General features: G+C 66.8%; 16 protein-coding genes and 1 tRNA gene. 7 read left to right on the top strand and 10 right to left on the bottom strand.

The annotated features are described in order from the left end of the window. Window positions 1-71: 71 nt before the first annotated feature. From H299_RS38825 to H299_RS40065, 5 genes are read right to left on the bottom strand one after another with little or no spacing between them, the layout of a single operon-like run. Window positions 72-275: a hypothetical protein gene (locus H299_RS38825; protein WP_106965684.1), complete on the bottom strand. Its 204-nt coding sequence runs from the start codon at window positions 273-275 to the stop codon at window positions 72-74. A 13-nt stretch (window positions 276-288) separates the two neighbouring features. Beyond that, a complete protein-coding gene (locus H299_RS0100505) occupies window positions 289-1,608 on the bottom strand; it encodes an FtsK/SpoIIIE domain-containing protein (RefSeq protein ID WP_037757191.1) in 1,320 nt (439 codons plus the stop codon). After that, window positions 1,601-1,846, bottom strand: coding sequence for a hypothetical protein (locus H299_RS0100500; protein ID WP_027746809.1), 246 nt, complete (start codon window positions 1,844-1,846; stop codon window positions 1,601-1,603). Before H299_RS0100500 ends, H299_RS0100505 begins: the two co-directional genes overlap by 8 nt. Continuing rightward, entirely contained in the window at window positions 1,839-2,246 is a 408-nt protein-coding gene (locus H299_RS0100495) for a hypothetical protein (protein WP_027746808.1), read from the bottom strand. The genes H299_RS0100500 and H299_RS0100495 overlap by 8 nt, the downstream gene beginning before the upstream one ends. Beyond that, entirely contained in the window at window positions 2,243-2,611 is a 369-nt protein-coding gene (locus H299_RS40065; RefSeq protein ID WP_486587122.1) for an SCO3933 family regulatory protein, read from the bottom strand. Before H299_RS40065 ends, H299_RS0100495 begins: the two co-directional genes overlap by 4 nt. Window positions 2,612-2,799: 188 nt before the next feature. Here H299_RS40065 and H299_RS0100485 point away from each other — a divergent pair, with 188 nt between their 5' ends. Then, a complete protein-coding gene (locus H299_RS0100485; protein WP_078512356.1) occupies window positions 2,800-3,576 on the top strand; it encodes a GntR family transcriptional regulator in 777 nt (258 codons plus the stop codon). 1,949 nt (window positions 3,577-5,525) lie between these two features. On the opposite strand, the gene H299_RS37865 is transcribed toward H299_RS0100485, so the two are convergent. Then, window positions 5,526-6,494 carry an NsdA family TPR-like regulatory protein gene (locus H299_RS37865; RefSeq protein WP_078512354.1) on the bottom strand — a complete coding sequence of 323 codons (969 nt, stop codon included), beginning with the start codon at window positions 6,492-6,494 and terminating at the stop codon, window positions 5,526-5,528. 174 nt (window positions 6,495-6,668) lie between these two features. Here H299_RS37865 and H299_RS31390 point away from each other — a divergent pair, with 174 nt between their 5' ends. From H299_RS31390 to H299_RS0100450, 6 genes are all read left to right on the top strand, one after another. Next, window positions 6,669-6,953 carry a hypothetical protein gene (locus H299_RS31390; protein ID WP_158692243.1) on the top strand — a complete coding sequence of 95 codons (285 nt, stop codon included), beginning with the start codon at window positions 6,669-6,671 and terminating at the stop codon, window positions 6,951-6,953. A 157-nt stretch (window positions 6,954-7,110) separates the two neighbouring features. Beyond that, a complete protein-coding gene (locus H299_RS38820; RefSeq protein ID WP_158692242.1) occupies window positions 7,111-7,602 on the top strand; it encodes a hypothetical protein in 492 nt (163 codons plus the stop codon). A 142-nt stretch (window positions 7,603-7,744) separates the two neighbouring features. Beyond that, window positions 7,745-8,182, top strand: coding sequence for a DUF7848 domain-containing protein (locus tag H299_RS37240; protein ID WP_051261982.1), 438 nt, complete (start codon window positions 7,745-7,747; stop codon window positions 8,180-8,182). A 340-nt stretch (window positions 8,183-8,522) separates the two neighbouring features. Beyond that, window positions 8,523-8,610 (top strand) — tRNA-OTHER (locus H299_RS39425). Window positions 8,611-9,081: 471 nt separating this feature from the next. Next, window positions 9,082-9,234 (top strand): hypothetical protein, encoded by a 153-nt coding sequence (locus H299_RS39420; protein ID WP_158692241.1) that lies wholly within the window; start codon window positions 9,082-9,084, stop codon window positions 9,232-9,234. Between the two features lie 522 nt (window positions 9,235-9,756). Continuing rightward, the gene (locus H299_RS0100450) at window positions 9,757-10,263 is read left to right on the top strand and encodes an SsgA family sporulation/cell division regulator (RefSeq protein WP_027746803.1); all 507 of its coding nucleotides are present in this window, start codon (window positions 9,757-9,759) and stop codon (window positions 10,261-10,263) included. A gap of 194 nt (window positions 10,264-10,457) precedes the next feature. On the opposite strand, the gene H299_RS0100445 is transcribed toward H299_RS0100450, so the two are convergent. Genes H299_RS0100445 through H299_RS0100430 form a run of 4 tightly spaced genes read right to left on the bottom strand, consistent with a single transcriptional unit; the run spans window position 10,458 to window position 14,332 of the window. Continuing rightward, window positions 10,458-11,483, bottom strand: a complete 1,026-nt coding sequence (locus H299_RS0100445) for a glycine betaine ABC transporter substrate-binding protein (RefSeq protein WP_078512353.1) — start codon at window positions 11,481-11,483, stop codon at window positions 10,458-10,460. Continuing rightward, a complete protein-coding gene (locus H299_RS0100440) occupies window positions 11,480-12,382 on the bottom strand; it encodes an ABC transporter permease (RefSeq protein ID WP_027746801.1) in 903 nt (300 codons plus the stop codon). Before H299_RS0100440 ends, H299_RS0100445 begins: the two co-directional genes overlap by 4 nt. Next, window positions 12,379-13,692 (bottom strand): betaine/proline/choline family ABC transporter ATP-binding protein, encoded by a 1,314-nt coding sequence (locus H299_RS0100435; RefSeq protein WP_027746800.1) that lies wholly within the window; start codon window positions 13,690-13,692, stop codon window positions 12,379-12,381. Before H299_RS0100435 ends, H299_RS0100440 begins: the two co-directional genes overlap by 4 nt. Then, window positions 13,685-14,332 (bottom strand): ABC transporter permease, encoded by a 648-nt coding sequence (locus tag H299_RS0100430; RefSeq protein ID WP_027746799.1) that lies wholly within the window; start codon window positions 14,330-14,332, stop codon window positions 13,685-13,687. Before H299_RS0100430 ends, H299_RS0100435 begins: the two co-directional genes overlap by 8 nt. Window positions 14,333-14,367 lie beyond the last annotated feature (35 nt).

Raw genomic sequence — 14,367 nt, 5'->3', positions numbered from 1 at the left:
GGTTCGGATTCTCAGACGCCGACAGTAGGGGCAGCGTATGTATCGGTGCGGCATACGCTCCTTCTCCCAAATCAGAACGTGAACCGGGAATACACCCAATACACCAGATCAGTCACGATGAATACCGCAGGTGTCAGCGCCATATAGATACCGAACAGGAAAAGAACTATCGCATGCCACACCCGAATCTCCTGAGAACGAACCAGCAATACGGCGACAATTCCGAGAACCACCACAAGAGGTAAAGCGACTTCTTCGCTTACTACTTGGTCCATTCGGCTACCTCATTCATGAGAGCCCCGGGAATGGGGGTGTCATATCAGAGTGCTGACGAGCGATCTCCTCGACCTCTTCCGAAGAGCGGTAAACACAGCGGGCGCGTGTCCACTGGCCGCCGCTAGTCGTGGTCACAGATACGCCTGGCTCATCCGTGCCGATGGTCTGCGCTATGCCGACAGCATCCGGCGCCAGGTCGCCCAGGGTCATCTGTGCCGTCTCCGGATCACTGACCCGGTGGCAGATCCGCCCGCCGAGCTGCGCGCGAAGCGCGGTGACCTTGCCGCCCAGCTCTGAGCCGAACCGCTGGCCCGCCGCAACCAGGTAGATCCCAAGAGCACGGCCGAGCTGAGCGATACGCAGCAGCCCCGTCGAACAGGACGCCACCTCTTCGCGCCCCTCTTTGGAACCGTCCGACAGGTACAGCTCTGCGATCTCGTCAACCAGCACGACGACGGGAACCGGCCGCGCATCTTCGCTCAGGTCCCAAATGGACCGGGCGCCCGCCGTCCGGCACAAGCTCATCCGGCGCTGCATCTCTTCCAAGAGCGTGTCCAGGAGCGTGACCGCTTGTGTGCGGCTCTCAGCAAGCGCACTCAGCCGGGGAGCAAACAGGGAAAGCTCCATACCGCCCTTGCAGTCGATCCCGACCAGGGCGACGGGTTGCGGCGCGAGGGCACAGACCAAGGCCGCCATCCACGTTGACTTGCCGCTCTGCGTCGCACCGGTCACCAGGTAATGCGGCACGGCCCGCAGATCGAGCACCCACTCGCCGCCCACCTCCAGCGTGCCCACTCGTGCCGACAGCAGCGGCAGAGCCGACGCGACTTCCGCCGGAGGCACAAGAGCTGCGGCCCGCAGCGGATCATGTGCTGTGGCTGTGATCTCCAGATGACCGCGCCGCGCCGAGCGGACCCGCACACTGTGCATCCGCCACGCGTGCGTCAGCACCGGTGCAGCGTCTATGAACTCCCTCGGTGTCTGGCCGGGTTGGAGACGTGCCCAGACTTTCAGGCCGCTCCGAGTCGGCCGGATCATTCCCAGCCGTGCCGGTACCGGCCGCAGCGCCATCCCCCGCATTGCCTGATCTCCAATCACGGCGAAGGACGGCCGCTTGACGACGGAGAGACCCGCATGGGCGCTCAGGCGGCGCCACGTGAACCGCACTCTGCACAGCGTCACGGGGAACCCAACGAGCCACCAGCGCCACGGCCAGGCCGCCACGCTGGCCGCCCACCTTGGGAGAGGCTTCTCCCAATGCCGTCGCGTCAGCAGCGCCAAGCACAGCGCCAGCAAGATCAGCCAAAGGATCAGTTCCAGAGCGTCAGCCATCACCGCCCCCCGGTGACGGGGAGGACCACCACTCGGACCGGCTCTGTTGCTCCCTCATATCCCGCAGCAGCACGTTGGCCGCGTCCGCCGCGCTGGTCGCGTGCCGCTGAACCAGCACGAGGGCTTCCGCTACCAGGCCGCCGCCTTCCAGGGCGGTCAGCAGCGCCTCAGCTCCCGCAATGATGCGTAAGTCCCGCATCAGTCGTTGGGCCACGGCGTCTTGGCGTTCGTCAGTCACTGCCGCCTCCGCTGTCGCCCTGTCGGACGCGATGCAGAAGGCTCAGCGTCAGGTCAGTGCTGGCCAGCATGCTGCCCGCCAGGAGCGACAAGAAGAGCGCTTCGGACTTCTGTGTCTTCTGCGGATCGTGCATGATCCGATCCGTCAGTTCGACGTCCGTACCGAGTTGCTGCAACAGCGCCCGCAGTTCGGGCCACTGCCCCGGCGGGACGCCGGGGATGCGTGCTTCCCGCGCCAACATCCGGGCGATTCGCGCGCCCTCGGTCAAGCTCATCCCGAGGTCAGTGAGGAACGACGCCCGAACCTCTGGCGGTTCCCCCGTCGCGTGCAGGTGCTCCATGTGCCGTCCCGCAGCGGGCAGCTCGTCCAGGAAGTGCCGCAGGTCCACCCAGCCGTTCATGAGTCACCACCCGAACTCGACTTGCCACGAGCCGCCGGAGCGGATGCGGAGCCCTCAGCCGCAGGGGCCGCAGCGACTTCCGCCGCACGGAAGGAGATTCCATGACGGCCGTCTATCTCCCACTGCATGGCCGTCAACTCCCTGAGCGTGACCCGCACGCCCTCAGCGAGCCCGCGCGGCTCGCCTTCCACCGTCACCTCAAGCACATCAGCCCGCCGGGAATCAGCCTGCCGAGCCAGCACCCCCACCACGTACAAGGGGGCACCTTCCCTCGTGGTCCGGACCGCTCCCGTCTCCCGGTCAACCCTGGGCTCCGGCGCCACCACACACATCAGCGTTCCAAGCCGCCCCGTATCAATCGGCATCCGTTGCATCAGCCTGTATCCCTTCACTCTCCAACCTCACCCACTTATGCGGATGAGTGGCGAGCAGTATGTGTCCGGTTGACCCACCCCGGCAAGCACTTATCCTGATAGGCAGGTGAACATGTGCGGATGAGCAGGCCCTTTCACCAGGTCAGGCCGCTCGCAAGCGCAGCGAAGGAGCGCCAGGCATGCCCAGTCAGATCACACGGAGACTTGGGGACCCCGAAGGGTCCATGTACCGGCAGCTAGCCTCAGCACTCGCCGAGGCCATCACGACGGGGAGGTATCAACCGGGGACCAAGCTTCCAAGCGAGTCACAGCTCATGGCGGAGTACGGCGTCGGACGGCTGACGGTGCGCGCCGCCGTCGCAGAGCTGCGCTCAACGGGCCTCGTGTTCAGCGAGCAAGGACGCGGTTCCTTCGTGCGCCAGCCCGCGACCACCACGACGAGCATCAACCGATCAATCACGCGTCGAGGCAAGGGCTACGACACAGGCGATCTCTTCAGCAAAGCCGAATCCCCCACCGTCAACCGCGCCCATCTCTGCGGAGTGGCAGCAGAGCTGCTGCAACGTCCGGGCGCCGCCGCCTTCCTTGTCGACCGGTTGATCAAGCCGGACGGCGGGCCACGCGTACAGCACCGGCTGGCCATCCCGTTCGACGTTGCAGAGCACGCACCCGTACTGGCCGAGGACCCCCGCGCCGAACTGGACACGATCTATGGCCACTTGGCTGCCGCCGGATACTCCCCGCTCACCTGGACAGAGGCCGTCAGCGCCCGCGCCGCACTCCCCGACGAGCGCTCTGCGCTGGCCATGGCCGAGCCCGCGCCGCTCCTGGTCACCCACCGCATCACCCACGCAGCCAGCGGACCCCTGATCTTTGAAGAGCTGCGCACCAGCGCCGCTCGCAGCAGCCTCACCTACCGCATCACCGCCACCCGTCCTCAGTCCGGCCTGGCGTAGATTTTCTCTACTTCTTCAAGGGCGCGCCTGCGGCGCGCCTGCGTCCCGCCGCCCTTGGGCGAGCTGCGGCCTCCGGCCGGTCTCGCCCCAAGCGGCAGCCGCAGTTCCTCACCACCCTCCGAGCACGAACCCAACCAGTGGACAGCTGAGCAAGTGGCGTCACGCCCAGGTGCCCTCGGGAGCCGAGGGACAGCGCTCGCAGCCCGGGGAATGTCGGCGCAGGCGGAGCCAGGTCACGTTCACCGGCGAGGCCGCTGCACACGAAGCTGCGGACGCTGCCCGCTGTTGACACCCAGAGGACACGGCGCGGACCCGAACACAGAAAGTAGCCACCGCGGGACGCCGGCGACGGCCGGTCAGAGCCTAAATGACCAGCTCAAAGACCATGCCGACCGTCGCCAGCCGCACCAGGGCGTGTTCACCGTCTGTCATGCCGTGCACGAGGCGGCATGCTGCCGCTGCCGAGCAGTCGCGGAGGCAGGCCAGGGCACCAAAAGCGACGCACCGCAGCCCGTGCAGCACACTCGCTGAGCCCCTTTGCGGTCGGTGCGCACTTCCACACGTCCCCGCCCTCGTGTACGCAGCTTCCTTGTCGGCACAGTCCGTCCCCTGTCTGTATTCGGCTTTCTCTTCATGACACCGGGTCGGCCGGGGCTAGCGGGCTTTAGGCAGCCACCACGGGGCGAGCCTCGAAGATCAGGGGCTCACTTCGGGCCTTTGCGGGCAGGCTAGGTGCTGCCCGAGTCGCAGCAAGCTTACGAGCCCCTGATCTCTCGCCCCGTGGCAGCTCCAGCCCAAAGCCCGCCAGCGCTACCCGCTTTCCCTATCTGCCCCACCCCGTAACACTCACACGGGAGGCGAACGCCGAACGCGTCTGAGAATCCCCGCCATCCGCCGCGCGTCCGCAGGAGACGCATGCATACGGACTTTCCCGCAGCCGCACCGCTCCGTGCGAGGAACCGCCTCCAGCTCCAATCCCGCAGCGTCCGCCGCCGCATTCAGCACCTCAGCAGCATCCCGCGTGTCCATCCACGCTTTCAGGTAATCCGCATCCGGAACCCACGCTGCCGTTTCTGCGCTATCCTCCGACTCTTGATCTTCGGTCACGATTCCCCCTCACGTCCCAGAAACACCCCCCGCTCCTGTCGCTCCTGTAGACGAACATATGCCGTCCGTGCTTGCACTGTCACCACCTGCTGTTGTTGACATTGCCGACATAGAGCAGCTAGCTGGGGCAAATACTGCGGATATTTCTCACTCCTGGTGTGCGGGCGCACACGTTAGGGCGGCGGCGCCACCCGGAAGGGTCACGCCGCCGCCCCCCAAGCATCAACGCAGATAGGACTTATAGACGTACCCCCGCGTCATATACGGAAGGCCGCTGGCACTGGTCCGCGTCAGCGTCACGCCGACCCAATCGGTATAGGTGTTGGCGTAGGACTCCCTGATGAAAACGCGGTCACCCGGATACAGAAGACCGATGATTCCCGAGCCCACACCAGGATCAACACGAAGCCGCAAACCAGAAACACCTATGCCCTTCGTGGGCAGTCCGGCCGGAGGAGCCGGAGCAGTCGGAGACGCCACTGCCGCCGCTGCCGCCGGTCCCACAAGATCAACCCGAGACTCGGCCGCACCCGCAGCATCCGAATCCGCTGCGTTCATGAAACCGATCAAACCAGCTACAACAAGACAAACGATTCCATACCTGACCGTATAACGCATCAATTGCATTGGAACCCTTCTAAATCAGTACATGATGAGCCAAGATCGAGCGACCCGACTCATCCGGATGAGTACCACTCTGCAACCTATCCGGATGAGTTGCAACCGGTTATTCGGATGAGTTGCAGGGTGCTCCGAGGCTGGTACAGGTCACGAACCGGGGAAGCACTGCCCCCAGGCCGCTGCCCCGGAGGCACCCCTAGGCGCCCTTCACGGCCCCGGCATCACTGACAGCTGATCGCAGTACGCAGAGAATTTCTATGTTCCCACGTCCATTGCGCATTCTGCTGGTCCGCTGGCAGTCCTTGAAGGCCACGAGTCAAGTGATCTACTGCTTCGTCATACCTACCCAGGGAAAGTGTGCAGAGCCCCATATTTAGGCGATTGAAATCCGGTGTCAACCAATACGCAGTTTCGGGCGGGTTAAGCGCAGCGGCTGAATCTGTCAATTTCTCCGCTTTCTCAATAACCCGCAGAGCGCTATTCCTTTCTCCCACCTCAGCGAGCCCGCTTGCCGATTGCAGCATATCGCCCACTCGCTGAGCGGGATGAGCACCCGGAGTAGAGGCAGCGGCTGAGAACCAACGAGCGACTGCCATGGGTTTCTTCTGTTGACGTGCGAGGTATCCGCGAAAATTCAATGCCTGGGCAGCTAGGACACCATCATTCACTTCGTCAGCCAGGTCCAGAGCATTATCCAGGAAACCCACTGCTCTTTTATCCTGTCGATCCTGAGCAAGCATCCAGCCGACGAATTGATGGAACTCCGAAACTACCTTAGTCAAAGAATCACGATGCGGACCACGCGCCGACTTAAGCAGCTGCGTCAACTCTTCAACCTGTGAAAGCGCACCCGGGATAATCACCGCCGGACTCGTATGGTCATCCAGGCGCCTATAAGCACTCAATATCCGCGCCAGAGCATCAACCGTTCCCGCATCCAACCGAGATGGATTCTCAGCCGTTCGATCAACTCTATTGGCACTATCCTCGTCAAGCATAGTCGCCAACAAGGCGCCATCCGCTTGCACTAAATCATCAAATGCCTTGACCAGGTTCCGGGAAGGATGTTGTTTCCTATTCAGAACCCGAGACACATAGGAAAGGTCGTAATTCATGGCGATAGCAGCAGCCCTCATTGAGTAGCCGCGCTCTTGCAGGGCCCTGCGCGCAAGGTCCACAAAGTCACTCATAGTTACCCTCTGGGCATGGACTGAGTGCCCACGCATCGTCAAGTCAGGTCAACTACCGCGTAAGCACTGGATACCCAAACGATAGCCGGGACAAGCACCCCCGCGACGCGCCAACGTCCGGGGGCATGGCCGATCACGCAAGGGGTGATCAACGTGGATCACAGTAACCGAAACATGCGACGACTGATCGAACGAGTGAGCGCGCTCATCTGCCGGACAGCGGAACGCCACCGAGCTGGAGACCGCACCACGCAGGAGACCCCGGTTCTGCCGCTTCCACCGCAGCCCCGCCCGCAGCCGAAACCCGAGTTCATCGACGCGGATGCGCTGCCGATGGTCCGTCCCTACGTGCTCGCCGGTGAGCAGACCAGCCGCCGACGTGCGCTGTACTTCGCGGCCAGCGGACTCGACTTGGGGCCGGAGTGGATTCACGGCGTACTGGTGGGAGGGCCGTCGTGAAGCCACTCGAAGAGTGCCTACGCTGCGGGCGTGAGACGTACGCGGGGGTGCTCGTGCGCCTCGTGGAGACCGGCTACCGACCGCTACGGATGGTCGCCTGTCCCGACTGCGCGCCTCACGTCACCCCCGCGCCGAGCACAGATCAGGAGCGAGCCCGGTGACAACGCGACGCCCCGTGGGCTGGCGTATCGACCGCATCCCGGGCAAGCCAGTATTGCGGCAGCCGGAGTTCGACAGGTGCTTGATGCCGCTGTGGCTGGTGCGTGATGGCGAGCACCACAGTGACCTCGATCTGATCTTGAGCACGGCACAGGCCGAGGAACTGCACGCCCAGTTCTGCCACGTCCTTGACCACCAGGTGATGCCGGACCCGTCCCGGATCTGTCCTCCGTCCAACCTGCGCTGCCCGCGCGGATGGTCCGTGGAGCGGGTCCCTGGAATACCGCTGCGGGCCGACGAGAACCGGTGCGTGCTGCCGCTGTGGCTGGTCTACAACGGTCGCCCCCAAGCGAACCTGAACCTCCGCCTCTCGACAGCCGAGGCGGAATTGGTGCACGCCCAGTTCTGCCGCGCACTGCGGGACGCGCCGTTGCCGCCCGGGGCACCTGAGTGCCGCCATGGCGGACAGGTCGCCAGCCGGGCGCTGTAAGCGGCTCCGTCCCCTCCCCCTGCCCCGCACGGACGGGGGCGGAGCCACTCCGCATCCAGGCCGCAACGGCTCCCCCCAACCCGGCCTGGACGCGGCTCCAACTTTCACCCAACGAAGAATCAAGCAAGGAGACCTTCCGGGGATGCACGTCGAGAGTTTCCAAGGAGGCCCCCATGTCACCGCGCAAAGCGTGCGCGTGGGCAACATCGTTCACGTACGGGGCGGTTGGAGGAAGGTGCAGGAGATGCGTCGATGCGCCGGGGGTGACCGATTGCTGATGTTTGAGGGCGGGGTGACCTACCGGCTCTTGAACGACGCGGCCTTGCGCGTCAGGGTGCAGGCCGACCCCGCTCCATCCCCCGTGGTGTGGCGCGCCAATCCCGACCCGCGCAAGGACGCGCCGACGAAACAGATCGTGCAGTGCGCTTCCTGCCACGAGCAATCCCGCCCCCTGTCCTCCACCGAAGCGCTACGGGAGTGGATCACCGCCCATGCCGGAGTCCACCCGGCACACCGCGCCTACCGCCACATCATTGTGCGTCCCTGGCACGCGATCCCCACCATTCCGCACTCGCGATAGCACGCAGGGAGAGAATCTATGAACAACGTCCCACGATATAGCCGCCTGCGCTCGCTGCGCTGTCCACGATGCAATCGCCACGTACGGATCGACCCTCTCTCTTCTCGTCTGGAGGAGCACAACGTGCGAGAAGACATTCCCTGTACTCTCTCCGGCGCGCAGGTCGAGGACCGCACAGGTACCCCGATATGGACCTTCCCCCCGTCCGAGGACTGGACCACCTGAATTCCGCTCCAGTTACCTAAGACACAACCCCGAACTCTGTTCCGGGCAATCTTCCCCAAGTTCCCACTGCTGTCAGGGCGTGTCCCCGCCTAGCCCTGACAGAAGTGGGGGACATGGGCCCGCACTCGGTGCCGCACCTCCCGTCGACTCCTAGCACGTGCCCCGACGGTGTGCGGTTGGTGGTTCGAATCCACCCGGGCCCACGCCACAGATTTTCGCGCACCCACAGCAACCGTTGCCCGAGTAGTCCGCACATTCCGGCCCCAAGACTCCGCAGACAGGCGAACGCTCATGCTCCAGTGCACAGCAGTAGGTGAAGTGCCTCCCCCGAAGCACCTCCTTCCGCAAGCAAATGTTGGACACGCCCTGTGCGAACTCGCGCAGGAACACGATGGGCCGCATGCCGCATTCCTCTGGGACATGGACGCTCAATGGTCCGTGTGGCGAAGGTGGACAAACGAAGGCGGCCGGTTCGCGCTGCACCCCGCCTGCGAGGCTCCCAGCGAAGAGGATGAGGACGTGTGCACCTTGTTCCGAGGACATCCGCAGGTGCATGCATGGCAGATCACCGACCCCAGCCGCGAAGTAACCCGGGAAGTCCTCGCGCGCCACTACCCCCACTTGTTCCCCAACACCTGACTTAGCCCCGCCCCAGCATCACGCGCAACCGCCCCATGATCAGCAGCAAAGTACGAGCACAAGCCGACACCAGCACCAGGGACATCGACGGAGACGCCTGCGCCCTCTTCCGCAACCACCCCACCGGCCACACATGGGAGATGACCAACCCCACCCACGACGCCCGCGAAGACCCCGCCGACCGCTAGCCGAGCGTTCTCGCCGAACGCACACCGACACTCTTGGGTGCCGCGCCAGCCCCCCGCTGATGTGGCACCCAAAGTCATGGCCACACCCGGGCCGCCCGATCCCCTCCGGACAGAGCAGCCAGCACGCATCACCGCAGGTCAGAGGCGTACCCGAAATGTACCCGTTGACAGTACGAGGGGTCTGGGTAAAAACCAGGCACAGGGCTTCCGTTGGCTCCCGCGGGTGGCGCACTCATCTGTCCAGGGTCCCGTATCTCTTCGACCGTTGTGTCGGTATGTGACGAAGGCCGCTCCGCGACCGCGTTTCCGGCGCGGCCGGTCCGCGCGGAGTCAACATCTACCAGAAGCGGCCGACGGCGTGCCCGGTGCCGAGGGCCCCGCGCGCGTTCTGGCGAAAAAGATTTCCCCGGAAAGTCCCGCGAAGGCGTGTAAGAGTCCCGGGCCGACCCGCTCTCTCCTCCTGCGGAACCGTCCGCACCGGACGACCCGGACGAGGAACACGAGAGGAAGGGGCCCACCCCCATGGAGACCGTCGTCGAACGTGAGCTGGAACTGAAGCTGGTGCTGTCGCCGGAGCGCAGCATCGCCGTCCCCGCCCGGCTCACCTACCGCACGGACGATCCGTACGCGGTCCACATCGCCTTCCACATCGGCTCCGACAGCCCCGTGCACTGGACGTTCGCCCGCGAGCTGTTGATCGAGGGGGTGTTCCGGCCGAGCGGGCAGGGTGACGTGCGGGTGTGGCCGACCCGGGTGGGGACGCGCAGCATCATCTGCGTGGCGCTGTCCTCGCCGGACGGCGACGCGCTGCTGGAGGCGCCCGTACTGGCCGTCTCGGCGTGGCTGGAGCGCACGCTGCGGGTGGTGCCGCCGGGCAGCGAGGGCGAGCGGCTGGAGATCGACGACGGGCTCAGAGAGCTGCTGAGCCCGGCCTCCCACGACGGTTCCCGCCCGCGCGGCCTGCCGCGGGACCCGCGCGCGAGCGAGGAGTCGGGCGAGCCGGGGGACTTGGGGGGCGGCTCCGCCTGACTCCCGCGGCTAGTGCCGCGTCGGGCAAGGTTTGCCCGGTAGCGAGGCGTCCTGGTGCGGCCGGCCGGAAGGCGCCTGATCGGCCTCGTAGTGGGCTACTCGGTCGATCGGGCAACGCAGCGGATGGGCCTGCCAGGACGGCGAGCGGGGTGAACCTTGCCTGACGCGGCACCAGCCCGCGTGGGCACGCCGGGTCAGCCCTCCTTGATGAGGCCCTCGTCGAGCAGCCAGTCCTTGGCCACCTTGTGCGGGTCCTCGCCGTCGACGTCCACCTTGGCGTTCAGCTCCCGGGCGACGTCGTTGTCGAGGGCCTTGGTGACCGGTGCGAGCACCTGGGCGATCGCGGGGTACTCCTCCAGCGTGGAAGTCCTGATCTCGGGGGCGGCGTTGTAGTTGGGGAAGAAGTTCCGGTCGTCCTCGAGGACGTTCAGCCCCAGTTCCTTGATCCGTCCGTCCGTGGTGAAGACCTCGCCGAAGTGGCAGGAGGAGCCCTTGGCCGCCTGGGTGTAGACGACGCCGCCGCTCATCTTGCGTACTTGCGAGGCCGGGATCTTCATGCCGTACGCCTTCTGCATGCCCGGCAGTCCGTCCTCGCGGGAGGCGAACTCGCTCTCCACGCACAGCGTGACCTGCGACGGGTCGCTCCTGGCCAGCCGGGCCACGTCGGAGAGGGTGCGGACCTTGTACTTCTTCTGGAAGGTGTCGTTGACGGCCAGCGCGTAGGTGTTGTTCAGCGAGGACTGGGGCAGCCAGCTGATGCCGTTCTTCCGGTCGGCCGAGCGGACGGCCCGCCACTGCTCGTCCGGGTCGACGAGGGGCTTGGTGCGGCCGAGGTGGGTGATCCAGGCGGTGCCGGTGTACTCGTACATGCCGTCGGCGGTGCCGGAACGGACTGCCTCGCGGGCGCCGATGGTGCCCTGGATGCTGGTGCGGTCCACGACGCTGGCGCCCGCCGCCTTGAAGGTGAGCCCCATGATCTGGCCCAGGATGATCTGCTCGGTGAACTCCTTGGAGGTGACGGTCAGCTCGGCGCCCTCCAGCGGCTTGCCGCGGCCGGCGGTGCCGGGCTCGACGGCGTCGTTCATCGGGCTGCCGCTGACCAGTCCGCAGCCGGTGACGGCGCAGGCGAGCGCGGCGGCCGGGACGGGCCGCAGCGCACGCCGCAGCGCGCGCCGCAGGGGCCCGGCGGGCCGGGGGGCGCTGGGTGCGCGGGGCGTCATGTCCTCGCCTCCAGGCCGCGGGGCCGCAGGAGCAGTTCGGCGATCGAGGCGAGCCAGTCGACGAGCAGCGCGAGCACCACGGTCAGTACGGAGCCGAGCACGAGCACCGGCATGCGCTGGTTGGTGATCCCGGCGGCGATCAGGTCGCCGAGCCCGCCGCCGCCGCCGAAGGTGGCGAGGGTGGCGGTGCCGACGTTGAGGACGAGCGCGTTGCGCACCCCGGCCAGGATCAGCGGGACGGCGAGCGGCAGTTCGACCTTCCCCAGCACGCCCCACGAGGACATGCCGATGCCCTTGGCCGCCTCGACGAGCGAGGGGTCGATGCCGCGCAGCCCGGCGATGGTGTTGGCGAGGACGGGGAGTACGGCGTAGATGACGATGCCGACGATCGCGGTGTCGGCGCCGATGCCGATCCAGAAGACGAGCAGCACCAGCAGGCCCAGCGCGGGCACCGCCTGGCCGAGGTTGGCGAGGGCCATCGCATACGGCGCGGCGCGGCGCAGCGAACGGCGGGTGAGCGCGATGCCCAGCGGGATGGCGATGATGAGCACGAAGAAGGTGGAGACCGCGGTGAGCCAGATGTGCTCCTTGACGCGGAGCCAGACGTTCCCGTCGGCGAGCGAGTTGCGCGCGATCGGGTCGAGGTCGGCGTCGTCGAACCAGAGCCAGGTGATGAGCAGGATCAGGGCGAGCAGCGCGGGCAGCAGCACGAGCTTCTGCCAGCTGACCCGCCGCGTGCCGGGCGGGGTGCCGCGGGTGCGGGAGGCGGCGGGGCCCGGCCGGCCGTCGGGGCCGTCGGGGTCGTCCGCGTCGAGCAGCCGGGTGTCCTCCTCGGATGCGGCGGTGCGGGCGCCGGGCCGCGGGGGCGGGTCCGCGCCGTCGCCCGGTGTGGCGCTCATGCGGTGCCCTCCTGTTCGGACCGGGTAGTCCGCGCCCGCGCCTCCTCCAGCCGGTGCTGGTGGTCGAGGGCGTCGAGCCGGTCGGCGTCCAGGAGTTCGTGCACGGAGTTCATCAGCGTCGCCATGTCCACCACGCCGGTGTACTCGCCGCGCCGGCCGGTGACCGCGACCCGGCCGGCGTTGTCGGTGAGCACGGCCTCCAGCGCGTCGCGCAGGGTGGCGTCACGGGTCACCGTGTCGTGGACCATCGTGCCGGCGCGCGCGAGGGAGCCCTTGGCCCGCATCAGGTCGCCGCGCCGCAGCCACTTGTACGGGCGGCGCTGGCGGTCGAGCAGCAGCAGCTCGTTGGTCTGCCCCTCGCGCAGCATGTCGAAGATGTTCTGGAGGGGCTCGTCGACGGTCGCGGTGGGGAAGTCGACGATGCCCACGTCACGTACGCGGGTCAGGTTGAGCCGCTTGAGGGCGGCGCCCGCGCCGACGAAGCCGGAGACGAAGTCGTCGGAGGGGTTGGTGAGGATCGCCTCGGGGGTGTCGAACTGGGCGATGTGCGAGCGCTCGCGCAGGACGGCGATGCGGTCGCCGAGCTTGATCGCCTCGTCGAAGTCGTGGGTGACGAAGACGATGGTCTTGTGCAGCTCGTGCTGGAGCCGGATCAGTTCGTCCTGGAGGTGGTCGCGGGTGATCGGGTCGACGGCGCCGAAGGGCTCGTCCATCAGGAGGACGGGCGGGTCGGCGGCGAGGGCGCGGGCGACGCCGACCCGTTGCTGCTGCCCGCCGGAGAGCTGCCGGGGGTAGCGGTCGTGGAACTCGGCCGCGTCCAGCCCGACCAGGTCCAGCATCTCCTCGACCCGGGTCTTGATACCGGACTTGGACCAGCCGGTCATCCTGGGCACCACCGCGATGTTCTGCGCGACCGTCATGTGCGGGAAGAGGCCGGAGGACTGGATCGAGTAGCCGATCTTGCGGCGGAGGCGTACCGGGTCGATGTCGGTGACGTCCTCGTCGTTGATCCGGATGCGTCCGCCGGACGGCTCGATCAGCCGGTTGATCATCTTGAGCGTGGTGGACTTCCCGCAGCCGGACGGGCCGACCAGGATCACCGTCTCGCCCGCGCCGATCTCCATCGTCACGTTCTCCACGGCCGGAGCCTGGCCGCCGGGGTAGCGCTTGGTCAGGCCCTCCAGCCGGATGGCCGCGCCCGTGGCGGCGCCGGACGCGGCCGACGCGGCCGACGCGCCGCCCGCGGTGGAGGTGGTCGCGGCGGCGGTGTCCGCCGGAGTGCCGGGCTTCCCGGGCGGCGTTTCAGACACGAATTCCTCGCGAAATGGTCAGACGTCCCAGCAGGACGTAGGCGGCGTCGAACAGCAGGGCGAGGACGACGATGCCGAGCGTCCCGGCGAGCACCTGGTTGAGCGCGTTGGCGCTGCCCAGCGAGGCGATGCCGCGGAAGATCAGGTTGCCCAGGCCGGGGCCGGAGGCGAAGGCGGCGATGGCCGCGATGCCCATCAGCATCTGGGTGGCGACCCGGATGCCGGTGAGGATCGGCGGCCAGGCCAGCGGCAGTTCGACCCGCAGCAGGCGGGCCGCGCGCGACATCCCGATGCCCTTGGCCGCGTCCACCAGTGCCGGATCGACGCCGCGCAGCCCGACGATGGCGTTGCGGACGATGGGCAGCAGGCCGTACAGCGTCAGGGAGATGACGGTGGGGGCCACCCCCAGCCCGACGATCGGGATGAGCAGGCCGATCATGGCGAGCGAGGGGACGGTGAGGATGGTGGCGGTCACGGTGGTGGCGAGGTTGCCCGCCCAGTCGCTGCGGTAGGTGAGCACGCCGAGGAGCACGCCGAGCACGGTCGCCGCGACCATGCACTGGAAGACGGCGCTCGCGTGCTGCCAGGCGTCGGCCAGCAGCTGGGTGTGCTGAGTGCCGAGGTATTCCCAGAAGTTCACCCTGCGCCTCCTCACCGGCCGCAGCCGACCGCGTG

The organism is Streptomyces sp. CNH287 (genome assembly GCF_000424825.1).
Note: the sequence above shows the minus strand (reverse complement) of the source record. Positions and strands in the feature narration are given on the sequence as shown.